Here is an 18402-nt window from a genome sequence, read left to right on the forward strand (position 1 = left end):
CCCTGGAAGAAGCCTACGAAGTTGCCGATGCTATTGAACGCGGCGATTTCGATCACTTGCAGGGTGAGTTGGGCGACTTGTTGTTCCAGGTGGTTTATTACAGCCAACTGGCTCGGGAAGAAGGGCGCTTCGAATTCGCTGGCGTGGTCGACAGCATCACGCGCAAGTTGATCCGCCGTCATCCTCACGTATTTCCCACCGGGGATCTGTACGCGCCGCTGGACGTCCCGCGTCTGAATGAAGAGCAGGTCAAGCAACGCTGGGAAGAGATCAAGGCCGAAGAACGCGCCGAGAAGTCTTCGGCGCCGGAGCAGTTGTCCTTGCTCGATGACGTACCCGCGGCACTGCCGGCGTTGTCCCGTTCGGCAAAACTGCAGAAGCGCGCAGGGCAGGTCGGGTTCGATTGGCCGGACGCCTTGCCGGTGCTCGACAAGGTTCGCGAAGAGCTCGATGAAGTGCTTGAAGCCATGGSCGACAATGACTCGGCGGCGATTGCCGATGAAGTCGGCGACCTGCTGTTTTCCGTGGTCAATCTGGCGCGTCACCTCAAGGTCGATCCGGAAACCGCACTGCGTGGTGCGAACACAAAATTTGAAAGACGCTTCCGATTTATCGAACAGGCATTGCGCGACACCCACCGTCCCATAGAAGATTGCACCCTCGAAGAGTTGGACGCCTTGTGGGGCGAAGCCAAACGTCAGGAAAAGAATTTGCCCAGCTGCGGCTGAGCTGTTGCCTAAGTGAGTAAGCACCATGAGCCTTTCCCTTCGCGACCAGTTGCTCAAAGCAGGGCTGGTCAACCAAAAGCAGGCCAAACAGGTCGGCAAAGAAAAACAGAAACAACAGCGTCTGGCCCACAAAGGCCAGATCGAACTCGATGACTCCCAGCAGCGTGCGGCTCAGGAAGCCATGGCCGAGAAGGTCAAGCGCGATCAGGAGCTCAACCGTCAGCAGCAGGAGAAGGCCGAGCAGAAGGCCCGAGCCGCCCAGGTCAAGCAATTGATCGAAGTCTCGCGCCTGCCCAAGCTGAACACCGAGGACTACTACAACTTCGTCGACGACAAAAAGGTCAAGCGTATCTCCGTCAACACCCTGATGCGCAACAAGCTCAGCAGCGGTTCCCTGGCGATCGTGCATCACGCTGGCGGTTATGAAGTGATCCCTCGTGAAGCGGCCCTGAAGATTCAGGAGCGCGACCCACAGCGCATCGTGCAGCTGAATGTGAAGACAGAAGAAGTCAGCACCGAAGACGATCCGTACGCGGCCTATCAGATTCCTGACGATCTGATGTGGTAAGCCGTTAGCAGCTGCAACAACGACAAACCCCGCTCATGGCGGGGTTTGTCATTTTCAATGCGGTGGTTATGCAGAACGCGCTTCGCGTTGCTGCTCCAGTGATTCCAGTTCGGCCTTGTATTGGTGGGCTTCGGTCTCGGAATGGAACATCCCGACCAGCAGGTCTTGTTGATGTACATCCCAGATGCGGATACCGGCGGCGATGCCTTCATGGGACATATGTGAATCGTCGCGTTCAGTTACTTTTACAGTCATCTGCTAGCTCCAATCTCTGTTATCTGCAGCAAGGCGTGTGCAGGCCTTTGTTATAAGTTTTGTTAGCTGGCTAAGTAAACGACTGAAATCGGTAACGGACTTTTTCAAAAACGGAGAAAGTGCTGCAGCCCGCGAAATACGCGACATTCAGTCGCAGGCTGTTGAGTTCCATGACAAATGTTTCATGTTTAAAGGGCTGTCTGGCCGTAGATAAAACCTGGCCAAAAAAAACGCCCCGAACCAGTCGGGGCGTTTTTATGTGTGGCGTAGGCGGGGTATTACTTACCCTGCCAGCGCTTCAGTACCAGCGTGGCGTTGGTGCCACCGAAGCCGAAGCTGTTGCTCATCACGGTGTTGATGGTGGCGTCTTCGCGAGTCTTGGTCAGGATTGGCATGTCTGCCACTTCCGGGTCCAGTTCGTCGATGTTGGCGGAACCCGCCATGAAGTTGCCTTCCATCATCAGCATGCAGTAGATCGCTTCGTGAACGCCGGCGGCGCCCAGGGAGTGACCCGACAGGCTCTTGGTGGAGCTGATGGCCGGAGCGTTGTCGCCGAACACTTCACGCACACCTTTCATTTCCATCACGTCGCCGACCGGAGTCGAGGTGCCGTGGGTGTTCAGGTAGTCGATCGGTGCGTCAACGGTGGACATGGCCATCTGCATGCAGCGGATGGCGCCTTCGCCGCTTGGGGCGACCATGTCGTAGCCGTCGGAGGTCGCGCCGTAGCCAACGATTTCCGCGTAGATCTTCGCGCCGCGGGCCAGAGCGTGTTCCAGCTCTTCGACCACGACCATGCCGCCACCGCCGGCGATGACGAAACCGTCACGCTTGGCGTCGTAGGCACGGGAAGCTTTTTCCGGAGTTTCGTTGTACTGGCTGGACAGGGCGCCCATGGCGTCGAACAGGAACGACTGGCTCCAGTGCTCTTCTTCACCGCCGCCGGCGAATACGATGTCCTGCTTGCCCATCTGGATCTGTTCCATGGCGGTACCGATGCAGTGAGCACTGGTGGCGCAGGCAGAAGCGATGGAGTAGTTCAGGCCCTTGATCTTGAACGGGGTGGCCAGGCAAGCGGAAACAGTGCTGCTCATGGTCCGCGTTACGCGGTATGGGCCGACGCGCTTGACGCCTTTCTCGCGCAGGATGTCCAGCGCTTCCATCTGGTTCAGCGTGGAGGCGCCACCGGAACCGGCGATCAGGCCGGTACGCGGGTTGGAAACTTGCTCTTCGGTCAGGCCGGAGTCTGCGATGGCATCTTTCATGGCCAGGTAGGCGTAAGCCGCCGCGTGGCCGACGAAGCGATAGATCTTGCGATCGATCAGCTCTTCGAGGGGAAGGTCAATGGAGCCGGAAACCTGGCTACGCAGACCCATTTCGGCATATTCCGGGTTGAACCGGATGCCAGGGCGGCTTGCACGCAGGTTAGCGGAGACGGTCTCTTTGTCATTGCCCAGGCACGAAACGATGCCCAGACCAGTGATAACGACGCGGCGCATGCGGATAACCCTTAGAAGTTGTCAGTGGAGGTGAAAACGCCGACCCGAAGGCCTTCGGCGGTATAGATTTCGCGGCCGTCGACAGTCACGGAACCATCGGCGATGGCCATGTTCAGTTTGCCTTTGAGGACGCGTTTGATATGGATGTTATAGGTGACTTTCTTGGCGGTCGGCAGTACCTGGCCAAAGAATTTCACTTCGCCCGAACCCAGGGCGCGACCGCGGCCCGGCAGGCCTTGCCAGCCGAGGAAGAAACCGACCAGTTGCCACATGGCATCGAGGCCCAGGCAGCCCGGCATCACCGGATCACCTTCGAAGTGGCAGGCGAAGAACCACAGGTCTGGAGTGATATCCAGCTCGGCGACCAATTCACCTTTGCCGTACTTGCCACCCTCTTCGGAGATCAGGGTGATGCGATCGACCATCAGCATGTTCGGGGCGGGCAGTTGCGCGTTACCCGGGCCGAACAGCTCACCACGACTGCAGCGCAGCAGGTCTTCCCGGGTAAAGGCGTTTTGTTTGGTCATGCGAGCTCCTCAATAGTCCATGCGGCAGGGGGGCGAATCTTCCCGGCCGATCGAAGCGTTCATGCCTCGAGTCAGCAGCCTACTCATAGACTATTGCGTTGTAGTGAAAGTCACAGTACCAAGGACATGAATGTACACTTGTGCACTGAAATTATTATTCAAGCCCCTTTTAGGGCCTGTTCGGGTGCCTAAGACTGCCGCACTTTCGTCTTTCACGCCAGTCGCAGATCGTCGAAAGGCCTGCACTACTGCACCCAACGCTGCAGAATTTGCTGCAGATCAGTGCGTTTAAAGGGCTTGGCCAGGTAATCGTTCATTCCCGCGGACAAACAGGCTTCACGATCGCCCTGCAAGGCGTTGGCCGTCAGGGCAATGATCGGCACGTCAGCGCAGCCGGGCAGTTGGCGAATCTGTCGGGTGGCCTCGTAGCCGTCAATGACCGGCAGTCGGCAATCCATCAGAATCGCTTCGAAAATCAGGCTCTCGGCGCTGCGCACCGCTTGTGCACCATCGGTGACGACGCTGACAGTAAAGCCCAGGCTGCGCAACATTGCTTCAATGACGGTGCGGTTGACCGGGTTGTCTTCCACCAGCAACACATTGCGACCTTCGCCGTGGCCATTGCCGGTATGTACTCGCGGCGTCAGCACCGGCAACGACTGCTTATACAGCGCCAATGGAATTTCCAGGGTGAACACCGAGCCGACGCCTTCTTCGCTTTGAGCACGCAAGGTGCCGCCCATTCGTTCTGCCAGAGTGCGGGCAATCGGCAGCCCCAGCCCGGTGCCACCGTAACGTCTTGAAATAGTACTGTCGGCCTGCTGGAACGCGTTGAACATCAATTCCAGGCTTTCGGCCGGGATGCCAATCCCGCTGTCGCGCACGGTGCAGGTGAACCACAGCAATTCGTGATCCAGCGACTGCCACTGCGGTTCGATCGTGACGCGGCCCCGTTCGGTGAATTTCAGCGCATTGCCGACCAGGTTGACCAGGATCTGCCGGATCCGCGTCGGGTCGCCCTGAACCTGCAGGGCGCGCATGTCCTCGGGGATCTGCAGTTGCAGGTCAAGCCCACGTTGCACTGCGCTGTGCTGGAACGACTGGGCGCAACTGGTGATCAGGTCCGCGAGGTTGAATGCAATGTGCTCCAGCTCCAGTTCCGAGCGTTCGATGCGCGAGAAGTCGAGAATGTCGTTGATCACTTTGAGCAGGTGTTCAGTCGATTCAGAAGCCAGCGCGGCGTACTCGATCTGTTCCTCGGTCATCGCGGTGGTTTCCAGCAGTTGCAGCATGCCCAGCACGCCATTCATCGGCGTGCGCAGCTCATGGCTCATCATCGCCAGGAAATCGGATTTGGCGTTGTTGGCCTTTTCCGCTTCCTCGCGGGTCTGGATCAATTGCGCCATGGCCTGATGCTGTTCGCGGCTGGCTTGTTCAAGGCCCTGGGCAAGGTTGTTGATGTGTTGTGACAGGGCGCCCAGTTCGGTGTCATCGACAATCGGCAGGGGCGTTTTGTAGTCGCCTTTCTGGATCGCCTTGACCGCATTGCCGATGTCGTGGATCGGTTGCGACAGGCTGCTGGCCAGACGCCGAGCCAGCAGAAAGGTAAACAGCAGGGCGAACAGGGCAAGGATCCCGGCCTTGAACAGGATTTCCTGCTGGCGCTGGTTGAAGGCGTCATTGGACAGACCGACGATCACCCGGCCCAGGTAATCTTCTCCCGGCTTCGTGGGGGCGGTGCGGCTGTTCTGGAAGAAGTCATTGTTGAGCGCGATGCGTTGCAGCCGCACCGGTGCCTGGAACACTTCGACCTGGTGCGAACGATTGTGGGTTTCCGACGGTTGTTCGACGTACACCAGAACCCGGTTGGTGCGGTCCTGAACCTCCAGAAAACGCACATTGGGCGTGGCCAGGGTGGCTTTGAGCAAACTCTCGAGCACGTCGTTATTACCCGAGATCACCCCGTATTCGGTGGCCGGCGCCAGTTGGTTGGCGATCAGTTGACCGGTGTGGTTGAGTTCCTGGCGCAGGTCCTGGATTCGCACGAAGGTGAAAAAACTGATCAGCAGCAACGTCAGCAGTAGCGCCGGGCCGAGGCTGATGATCTGGGTACGGGTATTGATGTCCCAACCGCTATGGAAGGTCATGGGCGATGTTCTCCTTCGGCCAGCTGTGTTGCGACAGAGGCTTCATTCATCGGTTCAATGCTTAATGAACGAGCCACTTGCGGGTTGCTCAAGACCTTGAACTGCTGCGGATAAAGGGTGCGCGGCCAGGTGCTGGAGGGGCGGTCGAGCAGTTCGTCGAGAATCTTCAGCCAATCGCTCTGGTCGCTGTAGGTGCTGGCGAGGCTGCCCGCCCTGACGAACGCGGCATTGGGACCGATCAGCGGCAGCTGCCGTGCGTAGCTGCTGAGCAGCAGGTTTTTCACGGTTTTGGGGTTGTACAGATCAGGATCATCCAGGCCCAGCAGCACATCGCTGTTTTTCAGCAGGGCCTGCAACGGGCGACTGTCATTGGTGTTGTCCCAACGCTCGGTGACCACTTCAAGGCCCAGGGGCAGGGCTGCCTGATGCAGTTCCTTCAGCAGGAATTCGCTGTGGCTGTCGAAAAGCACGCCGACACGTCGAGCCTCGGGCAGGACGAGTCGGGTCAGGCGCAATTGTCGATCCAGCGGCGGATCGCTCCAGAGCAGGCTCAGGTGCGGTGGCGAAACATCGCCAAAGCGTTGGTGGGCTTGCAGGCGGCTGATGCGCAGCACCAGCGTTGCCGGGCCTTGGGCGTCTTGCAGGCGCCAGTCGAGGCTTTGCAAGTCGAGCAGAATCAGGCGGGTACCTGCGGGCAGTTGGCCGGGTGCCGGCAAGCTGGCGACCGGCTGGAAACGCACGCTGTCGGTGGGGCGCAACTCGCTCAGGGCCTGGACGAAAGACTGCACGCCAGGGCTGTCGTCGGCGCCGGTCAGCAGAATGTCGGCGGCCCGGGCCGGCAGATTGCACAGCAGCCCGGCAAACACCAGGCACAGCCCGGCCAGCAGGCGGCCAAGGGTTGGCGTCTTCCGTGGCAGGCAATACGGCATCTTAAAACTCCAGCTCCGCGCTGAAGTAGAGCACCCGGCGTTCGTCGTAGTTGTTATCGACGAAAGTGGTGGGCTGATTGTCGAGGCGTTGCTGGAGGATCCCGGCCAGCTCCAGATTGGCCTTGCCCAAGCCGATGCGTTTGGCGAGGCGGGTGTCGACCCGTTCGAAGCGGTAACCGTTGAGGGCGTCGGCGCCATAGTAGAAGAGCGCGCTGTTCCAGCCCTGGCCCCAGTTGCGCAGCCAACCGGCGGAGCCGCTGTTGCGCGCCGTTTGTTGTGCATCCAGCGGGTTGCTCGCCTCGGCATCGACATAGGCGTACGTCAGGCGCAGACGATCGGTGCTGCTGACGCGCCAGTCCAGTTGGGTTTCCGTCCCTGAGAATCGTGAGCTGTTCGAGTTGCTGGCAATGTACTGATTGTTGCGCAGCGGTTCGCTGATCATGCCGTTGATTTCGTCGTAGAACAGCTTCACATCGACCGTCAGCCCCCAGTCTGTGAAGTAGCCGTTGTAGCCCAATTCCCGGGAACGCATGCGTTCCTGTTCGAGGTCACCCGGGCCACGGGTCCTGACGAAATAGCGGGCGCTGGTCTGGCCATAGGCACTGGGTTGCAGGTTGGTCACCTGGTAACTCCAGTTGACGCTGTTCTCGAACATGTCCGGCGAGCGGACGGCTTCCGAATACACCGCGCGCAAACCGTGGCGCGGGTTGATCAGATAGTTGACCGCCAGTCGCGGGGTCAGTGAACTGCCGGTCAATTGCGTGTCTTCGAACATCGCCCCGCCTTGCAGCAACCAGTGCTCGGTGGCGCGCCACTCGAGTTGGCCGAACGCCCGCCAGGTGGTGTCGTCGAGCGTGCCATTGAAGTAGGTCTCGGAATCGGCCCGGTCGTAACGATAGTTCATGCCGCTGACCAGCCGCAGCGTGTCGGACAGGCTGAGGGTGTCTTGCAGTTCGAGGTCGTAGCGCGACTCTCGGGCACTCTGGTCGATGTCGCCGCACAGCGTTTTGTTCGCGCCGTTTCGCCATTGCGCCAGAACCTGATTGGCCAGGTCTTGTTCTGCCGCTGTACCGGGGGGCGCGCCGGTGAAACGAGCGATGTTGCGCGCCAGGCGTTCGGTGTAATTGGGATTGAGGTGCCAAAGTTGGGTCAGCTCCGGGCTGAACGAGATCTCGGCATCGCAGGCACGCCAAGTCTGCTGACGATCCCAGTGTTGCGCCGAGCCTTGAATATAAAGGCTGTGATCAGGGTTGATGTCCAGGTTCCAGCGCAGCGAGCCGGCGTAGTCCTTGGCGATGACGTCGGAATTGTTCCCAGCGGCGGTAATCCCTGAGAACACCGGGCTGTAGGTATAGGGCCGCTGGTTGGTCCCGTCCTTGGCGTTCAGTTGCCAATCGATGCTCTGATTCTCATTGAGCGTCTGGCTGACGGCGAGGCTGAAGCGATTCAAACGACGGTTGTCGCGATAATCGGCGCCGGTGCGGTCCGAGTCGAACCCATCGTCTTGTTGGCCGGACAGCGACAGGCGCAAGTCGCCGCTGTCCCAGCCCATACCCTGGCTGGCGTAGAAATCGTTGATGCCGCGTTGGCCTCGGGTGATTTTCAGCCGCGTGCCGTGGCTGTCGGCCGGTTTGCGGGTGATGATATTGACCACCGCCATCAGCGCGTTGGCGCCGTAGCTGACGGTGTTCGGGCCACGGAAAACCTCGATGCGCTCGATGTCTTCCATGGCCACCGGAATATCACTCCAGTCCACCGTGGCCAGGCCCGCGCGGTACACCGAGCGGCCGTCGATCAGCACTTGCATGCGCCGCGCTTCGCTGGCGTTGGTGCCGTGGTAGTTCACCGCTGCCTGGTTGCCGCTGATATTGCCGACCATCATCCCCGGCACCAGCCGCAGCAACTCGCTGATGTCCCGCGCACCGCTGGCGTTGATCAGTTCGCTGTCGATCACCGTCATGCTGCCCGGCACGGCCGCCGGCGACTGCTTCAGGCGCGTCGCGGTGAGCACTTGCGGCAACGGACCGTTGTCCAGGAACAGGTCGTCGGCCAGCAATGGCGAGCTGAACATCAGCGCCAGCACCAGTGGCGAGCGAGGAGAGGGAGAGCCAAAAGACACGGCACGGCCTTGATAGCGATTAATTGGCGCGCATGTTAACCGAGCGCAATGACTTTTCCAGTCACGTTGTGGGCATTTTCCTCGGTTTTCTTGGTCTTCTTCCTACAAGTGCCGGTAATTGATGTCGGGGCTGGCCGCGACTGGGCCGCTCCGTATAATGCGGSYATCGCCACTGGTATGGATTAACGGATTGCATATGACTGAACAGCGCCCRATTGCGGTCCTGGGAGGCGGAAGTTTTGGTACCGCCGTGGCTAATCTGCTGGCCGAGAACGGGCATCAGGTGCGGCTGTGGATGCGTGACCCCGAGCAGGCCGAGGCCATTCGGGTCAATCGCGAGAACCCGCGTTACCTCAAAGGCATCAAGATTCTTCCGGCGGTGGAGGCAGTCACAGACCTGCAAGCCACGCTGGAAGCCTGCGACCTGTGCTTCGTCGCGTTGCCCTCCAGCGCGCTGCGCTCGGTGCTGGCGCCTTACGCTCAGCTTTTGAGCGGCAAAATGCTGGTGAGCCTGACCAAAGGCATCGAAGCCCATACGTTCAAGCTGATGAGCCAGATTCTTGAAGACATCGCCCCGCAAGCGCGCATCGGCGTGCTGTCGGGACCGAACCTGGCCCGTGAAATCGCCGAGCACGCGCTGACCGCCACGGTGGTTGCCAGCGAAGACGAAGACCTTTGCCAGCAGGTCCAGGCCGCGCTGCATGGCCGGACCTTTCGCGTATACGCCAGCGCCGACCGCTTTGGCGTGGAGCTGGGCGGGGCGCTGAAAAACGTTTACGCCATCATCGCCGGCATGGCGGTGGCGTTGGGCATGGGCGAAAACACCAAGAGCATGCTGATTACCCGGGCACTGGCGGAAATGACCCGCTTCGCGGTCAGTCAGGGTGCCAACCCGATGACGTTCCTGGGGCTGGCGGGCGTCGGCGATTTGATCGTCACCTGCTCATCGCCGAAAAGCCGCAATTATCAGGTCGGGTTTGCCCTCGGCCAGGGCTTGAGCCTGGAGGACGCGGTGACGCGTCTGGGCGAAGTGGCCGAAGGCGTGAATACCCTCAAGGTGCTCAAGGCCAAGGCTCAGGAAGTAGGTGTATATATGCCGCTGGTCGCCGGATTGCACGCGATTCTGTTCGAAGGGCGCACGCTTGATCAGGTGATCGGGTTGTTGATGCGTGGCGAACCGAAAACCGACGTGGACTTTATTTCCCCCAGTGGTTTCTAAGCACTTAACCGATACGAGCAGGGAGCGAGACAGACATGAACGATCCGAAAGTAGAAGAAGGCAAGTACGAATCCATCCTGCTGCGGGTGCTGTGGATGATTGTCTACGTGCTGGTCTGGCAAGTGGCGCAATTGATCCTCGGCGCAGTGGTGCTGGTGCAGCTGATCTATCGTTTGATATATGGCGCACCGAGCGCCAGCCTGATGAATTTCGGCGACAGCCTGAGCCAGTTTCTGGCGCAGATCGGTCGTTTCGGCAGCTTTCACAGCGACCAGAAGCCCTGGCCGTTCGCCGACTGGCCAGCGCCGCGTACACCGGAAGGTGAAGCCCCGCACGTTGTGGCGCCGGCGCCGCATCCGGCCCGAGATGAGGAACCGAAACTATGAAACTCTGGGTATTGCGTCATGGTGAAGCCGAACCTCACGGTACCCGTCCGGACTCCGAGCGGGCCCTGACCGATAAGGGGCGCAAAGAGGTGAAGCGCATCGCGGCCAAATTGAAGGGCAAACACCTGACTGCCATTTATGCCAGCCCTTACCTGCGAGCGCAGGAGACCGCAATGCTGGTGCGTAAGGAGCTGGGTTTTGCACCGGAGATTCGCACCGTCGAATGGCTGACGCCCGACAATAATCCGCAAGCAGTGGCGGAGCAGTTGGTTTCCGTGGATCACGCACTGCTGGTCAGCCACAACCCGCTGGTCGGTAACCTGCTGGGCTATTTGCAGCATGGTCACGTGCAAGACCCGGAGCGGGTCGGCACCGCCGGACTGGCGGAGCTTGAGGGCGATGAACTGCTGGTCGGGGCGATGAAGCTCAACGGCATCAAAACCCCGTAACCGGCTCCCACTGGACCGGTGTCGTTGCTGATTTTTGTGTGAAATAGTCAACCAAGCACTTGCTTGGTTGACTACGCTTGCTCCAGACCAGAAATATGGGAGCAAGTCGCATGTCTGCTGCTTTTCGTTTGCCACTGGACGTCTTCTACGAGCGCGAAGCCCGTCATCCGCGCCAGCGCTTTCTGGTTCAGCCGACAGGGGGTGGCCAGGTCGAGACGCTGACCTGGGCCGACGTCGGTCATCAGGCGCGCTGTGCCGCCCACTGGCTGCGGGCTCGCGAATTGCCGCAAGGCAGCCACATCGCATTGATCTCGAAAAACTGTGCCCACTGGATCATCGCCGACCTGGCGATCTGGATGGCCGGGCATGTCTCGGTGCCGCTGTACCCCAATCTGACCGCCGAATCCGTTGCCCAGGTGCTTGATCATTCTGAAGCTGCACTGGCGTTCATCGGCAAGCTGGATGACTGGCCGGGCATGTCCGTCGGGATTAGGCCTGAGCTGCCGACCATCAGCCTGCCGCTGTGCCCGGTGGGCACTTTCAATTTCAGCTGGGCCGACCTGCAACGCAGCTCACCGATTCAGGACGACCCCAAACCCGCCGCCGATCAACTGGCGACCATCATTTACACCTCTGGCACCACGGGCCAGCCCAAAGGCGTGATGCACAGTTTCGGCACGCTGGGATTTGCCACCACCCATGGCACCCGGTTGTTTAGCCTGAATGAGTCGGATCGCCTGCTGTCCTACCTGCCGCTGTGCCATGTCGCCGAGCGGATGTTCGTCGAGCTGGCAGCGATCTACACCGGGCAAACGGTGTTTTTCGCCGAGAGCCTCGACACCTTCCTCACCGATTTGCAGCGTGCCCGACCGACCGCGCTGTTCGGCGTGCCACGCATCTGGACCAAATTCCAGATGGGCGTGTACGGCAAGATCCCGGCAAAACGCCTCGACTTCCTGCTCGGCCTGCCTTTCATCGGCAAACGGGTAGGGCACAAAGTCCTCGCCGGGCTGGGGCTGGACGCTTTGCGCATCGCCTTGTCCGGCGCGGCGCCAGTGCCGCAGACCTTGTTGAACTGGTATCGAAAACTGGGGCTGGACGTGCTGGAGGTGTACGGCATGACCGAAAGTTGCGGTTACTCCCACATCGGCCTGCCCGGCYAAAACAACCCCGGCTGGATCGGCAAGCCATGCCCGGAAGTCGAAGTACGGGTTGAGCCATCAGGTGAAGTGCTGGTGCGCAGCGGCGCGACCATGCTCGGCTATTTCAAGGAGCCTTTGAAAACCGCCGAATCCCTCACCGAGGACGGCTTCCTGCGCACCGGTGACAAGGGCGAGGAAGACGCCGAGGGCAACCTGCGCCTGACCGGGCGCCTGAAGGAAATCTTCAAGACCAGCAAAGGCAAATACGTGGCCCCGGCGCCGATCGAGAATCGTCTGGCGGTGCATTCGCGGATCGAACAAGTGTGCGTGGTCGGCGATGGCTTGAGCGCGCCACTGGGATTGTGCGTGTTGTCGGCGGTCGGTCAGCAGGACGCCAGCGGGACGGCGAGGGCGGGTTTGCATTCAAGCCTGGAACAACTGCTGGAGGAGGTCAACGGCGTCCTCGACCGGCATAAACGCTTGCATCGGCTGGTGGTGGTCAAGGACAGTTGGGCGGTGGAAAACGGCTTCCTGACACCGACCCTGAAGATCAAGCGCAACATGATCGAAGCGGTTTACGGTGCGCGCTTCGAAGAATGGAGCGCGCGCAGCGAGGCGGTGCTGTGGCAGGATTGAGTCACGAACAACACCAACAAAGGAACGCAACGATGACTCTGTGGCGCACCACTCCCAACATCGAGCAGTTGAACGCTATCCAGAAAAACACCATCGGCGAAGTGCTGGATATTCGCTTTGAAGCCTTCGATGACGAGTCCCTGACCGCGAGCATGGTCATCGACCACCGTACGCACCAGCCTTATGGCTTGCTGCACGGCGGCGCTTCGGTGGTGCTGGCCGAAACCGTTGGCTCGATGGCCAGTTTCCTGTGCATCGACGCCAGCAAGTTTTATTGCGTGGGCCTGGAAATCAACGCCAACCATTTGCGCGGTCTGCGCAGCGGGCGGGTGACGGCGGTGGCCAAGGCGATTCACATCGGGCGCACCACCCATGTCTGGGATATTCGCTTGACCAGTGATGAGGGCAAGGCCAGTTGTGTGTCGCGCCTGACCATGGCGGTGGTGCCGTTGGGGGAGAAACCGCCGGCGCGTTGAAGCTGCAAGATCAAAAGATCGTGCCCCGAAGGCTGCGATCTTTTGATCTTAGCGACATCTCCTACCACCATTCCTGGCAGTTATGGTCATTGCTGTAGGACACGGTCTTACGGACAATCAACGTCTGTTTTTCGCACATGGATCTGCCGGTATGTCGCAACAGATATTTTTCGCCCACGCCAATGGCTTTCCTTCGGGGACCTACAGCAAGTTGTTCGCGGCGCTGGCGCCCGAGTACCAGGTGGCGCATCTGGAGCAGCACGCCCATGACCCGCGTTTTCCGGCGGACGACAACTGGAGCAATCTGGTGGATGAGCTGATTCATCACCTCCAGCAGCAGCCGGAGCCGGTCTGGGGCGTCGGCCACTCTTTCGGCGGCGTGCTGCACCTTCACGCCGCGTTGCGTTGCCCTGAGTTGTATCGCGGCGTGGTCATGCTCGATTCACCGGTGCTGACCCGCACCGATCAATGGGTGATCCGTGCCGCCAAACGCTTCGGTTTCATCGATCGCCTGACCCCGGCCGGTCGCACGTTGGGACGACGGGAAGAGTTCGCCGATCTGGAAGCGGCCCGCCTGTATTTCGCCGGTAAAACCCTGTTTCGTGGCTTCGACCCGGAATGCTTCGAAGCCTATCTTCAACATGGTTTGCAAAAGGTCGGCGACAAGCTGCGCCTGCGTTTCGACCCGGCCACGGAAATCAGCATCTACCGCGGCGTACCGCACACCAGCCCTGGCCGCGCGCGACAGTTGAAAGTGCCGCTGGCAGTAGTTCGCGGGCACAAGAGCCGCGTGGTGATGCGTCATCACGCCCGATCCGTCGGGCGCATGCCGCTGGGCGAGTCCTTGACCCTGCCCGGTGGCCACATGTTTCCCCTCGAACGTCCACAAGACACGGCCACGCTGCTGAAGAGCCTGTTCAGTCGCTGGGACAGTCGCCGCCAACAGGATTGCGCATGAGCAGCGTTGTTGAAGAAGTTCGCCTGAGCCTGCCGCATATCGAGTTGGCGGCGCACCTGTTCGGTCCCGAGGACGGTTTGCCGGTGATTGCCTTGCATGGCTGGCTGGACAACGCCAACAGCTTTGCCCGGTTGGCGCCGAAGCTCAAAGGCTTGCGCATCATCGCGCTGGACATGGCCGGGCACGGTCACTCGGGGCATCGGCCGAACGGCGCCGGTTACGCGCTGTGGGACTATGCCCACGACGTGCTGCAAGTGGCCGAGCAGTTGGGATGGAAACGTTTTGCGCTGCTGGGGCATTCCCTGGGGGCGATCGTCTCGCTGGTGCTGGCCGGGGCGTTGCCGGAGCGGGTGACTCACCTGGCGTTGATCGACGGCATCATTCCTCCTACAGACAAAGGCGAAAACGCCGCCGAACGCATGGGCATGGCCCTGCAGGCGCAGCTGGATCTGCGGGAAAAACGCAAACCGGTCTACAACACCCTCGACCGGGCCATCGAAGCGCGCATGAAAGGCTTGGTGGCGGTCAGTCGCGAAGCCGCCGAACTGCTGGCCCAGCGCGGCTTGATGCCGGTGCCGGGCGGTTATACCTGGCGCACCGACAACCGCCTGACGCTACCGTCGCCGCTGCGTCTGACCACTGAGCAGGCGATGGCTTTCGTCCAGCGCGTCAGTTGTCCTGCACACCTGGTGGTCGCGGCTGACGGCATGCTCGCCAAACATCCCGAGTTGCTGGAACGTCTACCCTTTAGCCATGAACAGTTGCCTGGCGGCCATCACTTGCACCTCAATGACGAACCCGGTGCCGGTCTTGTCGCAGACTGTTTCAATCGGTTCTTCGCCGTTCCTTGACTTGCGTCGGGCAACTGTCGAGGCTGGGCGGGTTGAAATGGGAGACAACCATGATAGATCTGTACACCGCAGCGACCCCGAATGGCCACAAGGTCTCTATCGTGCTCGAGGAACTCGGCCTGCCCTACACGGTGCATGCCTTGAGTTTCGACAAAAAGGAACAGAAGTCCGAGGAGTTCCTCAAGATCAACCCCAATGGCCGGATTCCGGCGATTGTCGACCGCGCCAATGGCGATTTCGCCGTGTTCGAGTCCGGCGCGATTCTGATTTACCTCGCCGAGATGACCGGCAAACTGCTGCCCCAGGATCCGAAAGGGCGCTCGGTGGTGTTGCAGTGGCTGATGTTCCAGATGGGCGGCATCGGCCCGATGCAGGGCCAGGCCAACGTATTTTTCCGCTACTTCCCGGAAAAGCTCCAGGGCGCCATCGATCGCTATCAACATGAAACCCGACGCTTGTATGAAGTGCTAGACACGCGTCTGCAAACCGTGGAATTCCTGGCGGGCGAGTACAGCATCGCCGATATCGCGACCTTTCCGTGGGTCCGTGGCCATGACTGGTCCGGTGTCTCGGTGGACGGCTTGCCTGCCTTGCAACGCTGGCTGGCCGCCATGGAAGCACGCCCTGCGGTGCAGCGTGGTTTGCGGGTGCCGGAGCGCATCGATGATGCCAGTGTCATCAAGGGTGCCCAGGCCATGTTGATCCGATGAACCTATCCATGCGTTCACTCACTCTGCTGGCGCTGTGCAGTTTCAGTCCCTGGTTATTGGCCGCTGACATTCCTGGCAGTCAGGACCTGCCTATCGTGCCGCGCATAACCGATGCGCAGATCGTCGACTATCGCCCGACGGTAGAACTCGAGCGGATTTACCCGCTGGGTTCGATCCGCAAGATCAGCGGCCAATTGCGTTTCGACGGCCAGGTCACCGCTCGCGGTCAAACCACCTCGGTCACCTACGAATTGCCACCGGAGCATTCCTCCACCGATGCCTTCACCGCCGCCCGCGAAGCCTTGCAAAAGCAGGGCGCCGAGCTGTTGTTCTGGTGTCAGGCCCGGGATTGTGGGGAAAGCAGCCTGTGGGCCAATGAAGTCTTCGGTAACGCCAAGCTCTATGGCGCCGATAATCAGCAGGCTTATTTGCTGCTGCGTCTGGCGGCCCCCCAAGAAAACACCCTGGTGGCGCTTTACAGCATCACTCGCGGTAATCGCAGGGCTTATCTGCACGTCGAACAGTTCGATGCCTCGGCGCCGTTGGGTGATTTGCTGCCGACGTCCGCGACGTTGCTGCGCCAGCTCAAAAGCACCGGGAAACTCGATTTCCCCAAACTCGACGGCGACCCTGACGACACCTGGCTGCGTTTGATTTCCCGAGGTCTGAACCTGGACACCACACTGCGAGTCAGCGTTTCCGGGCCCAGTGCCGAAGCCTGGCGCCAGGCGTTGATCGGCCAGGGCGTGCGCACGGCGCGGATGGAAACCGGCAGCGTCGAAGGCTCTGGCCTGCACTTCGAACTGTTGCGATAAGCTTCATTTGGCGAATGCGTTCTGCGCATTCGCCAATTCTTTGCGGACTGACTTTTTTCGGGATCTTACATGGTCAATAACGATCGGCTGTTGGTGCAGATCCTGCTGCTGGTGCTGTTTGGCGCGAGTTTATGGGTAATGGCGCCGTTCTGGTCGGCGCTGTTCTGGGGGGCGGTGCTGGCGTTTGCCAGTTGGCCGTTGATGCGTCTGTTGACCCGTTGGCTCAATGGTCGTGAATCCCTGGCGGCGCTGTTACTGACGCTTGGCTGGATGCTGCTGGTGGCGGTGCCGCTGGTGTGGCTGGGGTTCAACCTGGCGGATCACGTGCGCGATGCCACGGCGTTCATCAAGGATGTGCAGGTCGATGGTCTGCCTGAAGCGCCGGCCTGGGTTGGCGGTATTCCTTTGGTCGGCGAGCGGCTGGTGGGGATCTGGAACAGCATCGATCAGCAAGGTGCGGCGATGATGCTGGCGATCAAGCCCTATCTGGGTCAGGTTGGTAACTGGTTGCTGGCACGCAGTGCGCAGATYGGCGGCGGGATCCTCGAGTTGACGCTGAGTATCGTGTTTGTGTTCTTTTTCTACCGGGACGGGCCGCGTTTGGCGGTGTTTGTCCATGGGTTGCTGGAGCGGCTGATTGGCGACCGCGCCGGGTATTACATCGAACTGGTGGCGGGCACCGTGCAACGGGTGGTCAACGGGGTGATCGGCACAGCGGCGGCGCAGGCGGTGCTGGCGTTGATCGGCTTCCTGATTGCCGGCGTGCCTGGGGCGCTGGTGCTGGGGATCGTGACGTTCTTGCTGAGCCTGATTCCGATGGGGCCGCCGTTGGTGTGGATTCCGGCCACGGCGTGGCTGGCCTGGAAGGGTGAGTACGGAATGGCGGTGTTCCTCGGGATCTGGGGCACGTTCATTATCAGCGGGGTCGACAACGTGCTTAAGCCGTACCTGATCAGCCGGGGCGGGAATTTGCCGTTGGTGATTGTGCTGCTCGGGGTGTTTGGCGGGTTGATTGCGTTCGGGTTTATCGGCCTGTTCATCGGCCCGACGTTGTTGGCAGTGGCTTACAGCCTGTTGACCGATTGGAGCAAGAGCCAGGCTCGGGTTGAAGATCGCCGGCCCTAAGTTTTTTGTTGGGTCTTAGGGCCGCGAAGTTTTTTGACTCAGGTCGCCACGTTCAGGTGTTTGCCTACGGTCGCCACGTTGTCGAGCGAATACTGCTTGCTCAGGTTGGCGATCATTTTGTTCAGGGCTTCGGTCACGTTGAACTGATGGGTGGAGCTGTCGGAGTTCTGCTCGCGGCCGGCTTGCAGGACGGCTTTCAGTTCATCGTTGCTGACGCCACCGCTGCTGTCGCTATCGAGTACTTTGAGCAACGCGGCGCTGGTGTCGGTGGCGGTCGATGAAGTGCTGTCGCTCGCCTGCAACGCGCTGCTCAGTTCCGTGGCCGTGACACTGCCATCGCTGTCGGTATCGAGTTGGCTGAACAGCTCTTCGCTGGACATCTGCTGAGGTGGCGGTGGCGGCGGGGTCAGGCTGGCGGCGAGTTCGTCCTGGCTGACGGTGCCGTCTTCATTCTTGTCCAGGGCCGAGAAGATTTTCGAGCTGTCGGCCGTGCTGCCGGCACTGGTCAGGCCATTGCTCAGCTCATCGCTGTTGATGGCGCCGTCGCCGTCTTTGTCCAAAGCGCTGATCAGCGCATCGGCCAGCTCGGTGTTCGGTGCCTGATCGTGCGGCGGTGGCGTCGGAGGGGCCATCGCGGCCATCTCTTCGCTGCTCAGGCTGCCGCTTTTGTCGCTGTCCAGATCGCTGAAGTTCTTGCTCAGGCTGACCAGCAGACCATCGTCGTTTTTCTGCGACAGGGCGCTCTTGAGCTCATCCTGATCCACCGCACCGTCGCTGTTGTTGTCGAGTTTGGCGAGCAGTTCTTTCTGGAATTGCTGGCTACGGGCGCTGTTGGTGGCGGTACTGCTGGTGCTGGTATAGCT

At 60.4% G+C, this 18402-nt stretch carries 19 protein-coding genes; 12 read left to right on the plus strand and 7 right to left on the minus strand.

Annotation, left to right across the window (positions count from 1 at the left end):
• A partial coding sequence (mazG, locus tag AC1DLB_RS02670; RefSeq protein WP_477784564.1) for a nucleoside triphosphate pyrophosphohydrolase occupies nucleotides 1-728 on the plus strand: 728 nt, incomplete at its 5' end.
• 25 nt (nucleotides 729-753) lie between these two features.
• On the plus strand, nucleotides 754-1296 hold the full coding sequence (locus tag AC1DLB_RS02675) for a DUF2058 domain-containing protein (protein WP_018926288.1): 543 nt from the start codon (nucleotides 754-756) through the stop codon (nucleotides 1294-1296).
• 66 nt (nucleotides 1297-1362) lie between these two features.
• Here the strand turns inward: AC1DLB_RS02675 and AC1DLB_RS02680 are convergent, their stop codons facing one another.
• From AC1DLB_RS02680 to AC1DLB_RS02705, 6 genes are all read right to left on the minus strand, one after another.
• Nucleotides 1363-1551, minus strand: coding sequence for a hypothetical protein (locus AC1DLB_RS02680; RefSeq protein ID WP_018926287.1), 189 nt, complete (start codon nucleotides 1549-1551; stop codon nucleotides 1363-1365).
• Nucleotides 1552-1829: 278 nt separating this feature from the next.
• Entirely contained in the window at nucleotides 1830-3050 is a 1221-nt protein-coding gene (gene fabB / locus AC1DLB_RS02685; RefSeq protein ID WP_007937568.1) for a beta-ketoacyl-ACP synthase I, read from the minus strand.
• Between the two features lie 11 nt (nucleotides 3051-3061).
• The gene (gene fabA / locus AC1DLB_RS02690; protein ID WP_018926285.1) at nucleotides 3062-3577 is read right to left on the minus strand and encodes a 3-hydroxyacyl-[acyl-carrier-protein] dehydratase FabA; all 516 of its coding nucleotides are present in this window, start codon (nucleotides 3575-3577) and stop codon (nucleotides 3062-3064) included.
• 245 nt (nucleotides 3578-3822) lie between these two features.
• Entirely contained in the window at nucleotides 3823-5724 is a 1902-nt protein-coding gene (locus AC1DLB_RS02695; RefSeq protein WP_018926284.1) for an ATP-binding protein, read from the minus strand.
• On the minus strand, nucleotides 5721-6653 hold the full coding sequence (locus AC1DLB_RS02700; RefSeq protein ID WP_477743496.1) for an ABC transporter substrate-binding protein: 933 nt from the start codon (nucleotides 6651-6653) through the stop codon (nucleotides 5721-5723). Before AC1DLB_RS02700 ends, AC1DLB_RS02695 begins: the two co-directional genes overlap by 4 nt.
• Before the next feature lies 1 nt (nucleotide 6654).
• A complete protein-coding gene (locus AC1DLB_RS02705) occupies nucleotides 6655-8772 on the minus strand; it encodes a TonB-dependent receptor plug domain-containing protein (protein ID WP_192350862.1) in 2118 nt (705 codons plus the stop codon).
• A 196-nt stretch (nucleotides 8773-8968) separates the two neighbouring features.
• Here AC1DLB_RS02705 and AC1DLB_RS02710 point away from each other — a divergent pair, with 196 nt between their 5' ends.
• The 10 genes from AC1DLB_RS02710 (at nucleotide 8969) to AC1DLB_RS02755 (ending at nucleotide 17539) form a co-directional block, all read left to right on the plus strand.
• On the plus strand, nucleotides 8969-9991 hold the full coding sequence (locus AC1DLB_RS02710; RefSeq protein ID WP_018926281.1) for an NAD(P)H-dependent glycerol-3-phosphate dehydrogenase: 1023 nt from the start codon (nucleotides 8969-8971) through the stop codon (nucleotides 9989-9991).
• A gap of 35 nt (nucleotides 9992-10026) precedes the next feature.
• Nucleotides 10027-10377: a DUF4389 domain-containing protein gene (locus tag AC1DLB_RS02715; RefSeq protein WP_018926280.1), complete on the plus strand. Its 351-nt coding sequence runs from the start codon at nucleotides 10027-10029 to the stop codon at nucleotides 10375-10377.
• Nucleotides 10374-10826, plus strand: a complete 453-nt coding sequence (gene sixA / locus AC1DLB_RS02720; RefSeq protein WP_018926279.1) for a phosphohistidine phosphatase SixA — start codon at nucleotides 10374-10376, stop codon at nucleotides 10824-10826. The genes AC1DLB_RS02715 and sixA overlap by 4 nt, the downstream gene beginning before the upstream one ends.
• Before the next feature lie 110 nt (nucleotides 10827-10936).
• Nucleotides 10937-12604 (plus strand): AMP-binding protein, encoded by a 1668-nt coding sequence (locus AC1DLB_RS02725; protein WP_477784565.1) that lies wholly within the window; start codon nucleotides 10937-10939, stop codon nucleotides 12602-12604.
• 32 nt (nucleotides 12605-12636) lie between these two features.
• Entirely contained in the window at nucleotides 12637-13080 is a 444-nt protein-coding gene (locus AC1DLB_RS02730; RefSeq protein WP_019581216.1) for a hotdog fold thioesterase, read from the plus strand.
• A 151-nt stretch (nucleotides 13081-13231) separates the two neighbouring features.
• A complete protein-coding gene (locus tag AC1DLB_RS02735; RefSeq protein WP_018926276.1) occupies nucleotides 13232-14038 on the plus strand; it encodes an alpha/beta fold hydrolase in 807 nt (268 codons plus the stop codon).
• Entirely contained in the window at nucleotides 14035-14889 is an 855-nt protein-coding gene (locus AC1DLB_RS02740; RefSeq protein ID WP_477743494.1) for an alpha/beta hydrolase, read from the plus strand. The genes AC1DLB_RS02735 and AC1DLB_RS02740 overlap by 4 nt, the downstream gene beginning before the upstream one ends.
• A 50-nt stretch (nucleotides 14890-14939) precedes the next feature.
• Entirely contained in the window at nucleotides 14940-15599 is a 660-nt protein-coding gene (locus AC1DLB_RS02745) for a glutathione S-transferase family protein (protein ID WP_018926274.1), read from the plus strand.
• Between the two features lie 8 nt (nucleotides 15600-15607).
• A complete protein-coding gene (locus tag AC1DLB_RS02750) occupies nucleotides 15608-16414 on the plus strand; it encodes a DUF4892 domain-containing protein (protein WP_018926273.1) in 807 nt (268 codons plus the stop codon).
• A gap of 69 nt (nucleotides 16415-16483) precedes the next feature.
• Nucleotides 16484-17539 (plus strand): AI-2E family transporter, encoded by a 1056-nt coding sequence (locus AC1DLB_RS02755; protein WP_018926272.1) that lies wholly within the window; start codon nucleotides 16484-16486, stop codon nucleotides 17537-17539.
• A gap of 38 nt (nucleotides 17540-17577) precedes the next feature.
• Here AC1DLB_RS02755 and xopAW read toward each other — a convergent pair.
• Nucleotides 17578-18402: XopAW family type III secretion system calcium-binding effector (gene xopAW, locus AC1DLB_RS02760; RefSeq protein ID WP_477784566.1), on the minus strand; the 825-nt coding region annotated here is incomplete at its 5' end.

Source organism: Pseudomonas sp. 05N434 (genome assembly GCF_056396965.1).

What these genes read in the sequence shown, in the direction of transcription:
- AC1DLB_RS02675 (WP_018926288.1), top strand. Translation starts at nt 754, where the DNA reads ATGAGCCTTTCCCTTCGCGACCAGTTGCTCAAAGCAGGGCTGGTCAAC.
- AC1DLB_RS02680 (WP_018926287.1), bottom strand. Translation starts at nt 1,551, where the DNA reads ATGACTGTAAAAGTAACTGAACGCGACGATTCACATATGTCCCATGAA.
- fabB (WP_007937568.1), bottom strand. Translation starts at nt 3,050, where the DNA reads ATGCGCCGCGTCGTTATCACTGGTCTGGGCATCGTTTCGTGCCTGGGC.
- fabA (WP_018926285.1), bottom strand. Translation starts at nt 3,577, where the DNA reads ATGACCAAACAAAACGCCTTTACCCGGGAAGACCTGCTGCGCTGCAGT.
- AC1DLB_RS02695 (WP_018926284.1), bottom strand. Translation starts at nt 5,724, where the DNA reads ATGACCTTCCATAGCGGTTGGGACATCAATACCCGTACCCAGATCATC.
- AC1DLB_RS02700 (WP_477743496.1), bottom strand. Translation starts at nt 6,653, where the DNA reads ATGCCGTATTGCCTGCCACGGAAGACGCCAACCCTTGGCCGCCTGCTG.
- AC1DLB_RS02715 (WP_018926280.1), top strand. Translation starts at nt 10,027, where the DNA reads ATGAACGATCCGAAAGTAGAAGAAGGCAAGTACGAATCCATCCTGCTG.
- sixA (WP_018926279.1), top strand. Translation starts at nt 10,374, where the DNA reads ATGAAACTCTGGGTATTGCGTCATGGTGAAGCCGAACCTCACGGTACC.
- AC1DLB_RS02730 (WP_019581216.1), top strand. Translation starts at nt 12,637, where the DNA reads ATGACTCTGTGGCGCACCACTCCCAACATCGAGCAGTTGAACGCTATC.
- AC1DLB_RS02735 (WP_018926276.1), top strand. Translation starts at nt 13,232, where the DNA reads ATGTCGCAACAGATATTTTTCGCCCACGCCAATGGCTTTCCTTCGGGG.
- AC1DLB_RS02740 (WP_477743494.1), top strand. Translation starts at nt 14,035, where the DNA reads ATGAGCAGCGTTGTTGAAGAAGTTCGCCTGAGCCTGCCGCATATCGAG.
- AC1DLB_RS02745 (WP_018926274.1), top strand. Translation starts at nt 14,940, where the DNA reads ATGATAGATCTGTACACCGCAGCGACCCCGAATGGCCACAAGGTCTCT.
- AC1DLB_RS02750 (WP_018926273.1), top strand. Translation starts at nt 15,608, where the DNA reads ATGCGTTCACTCACTCTGCTGGCGCTGTGCAGTTTCAGTCCCTGGTTA.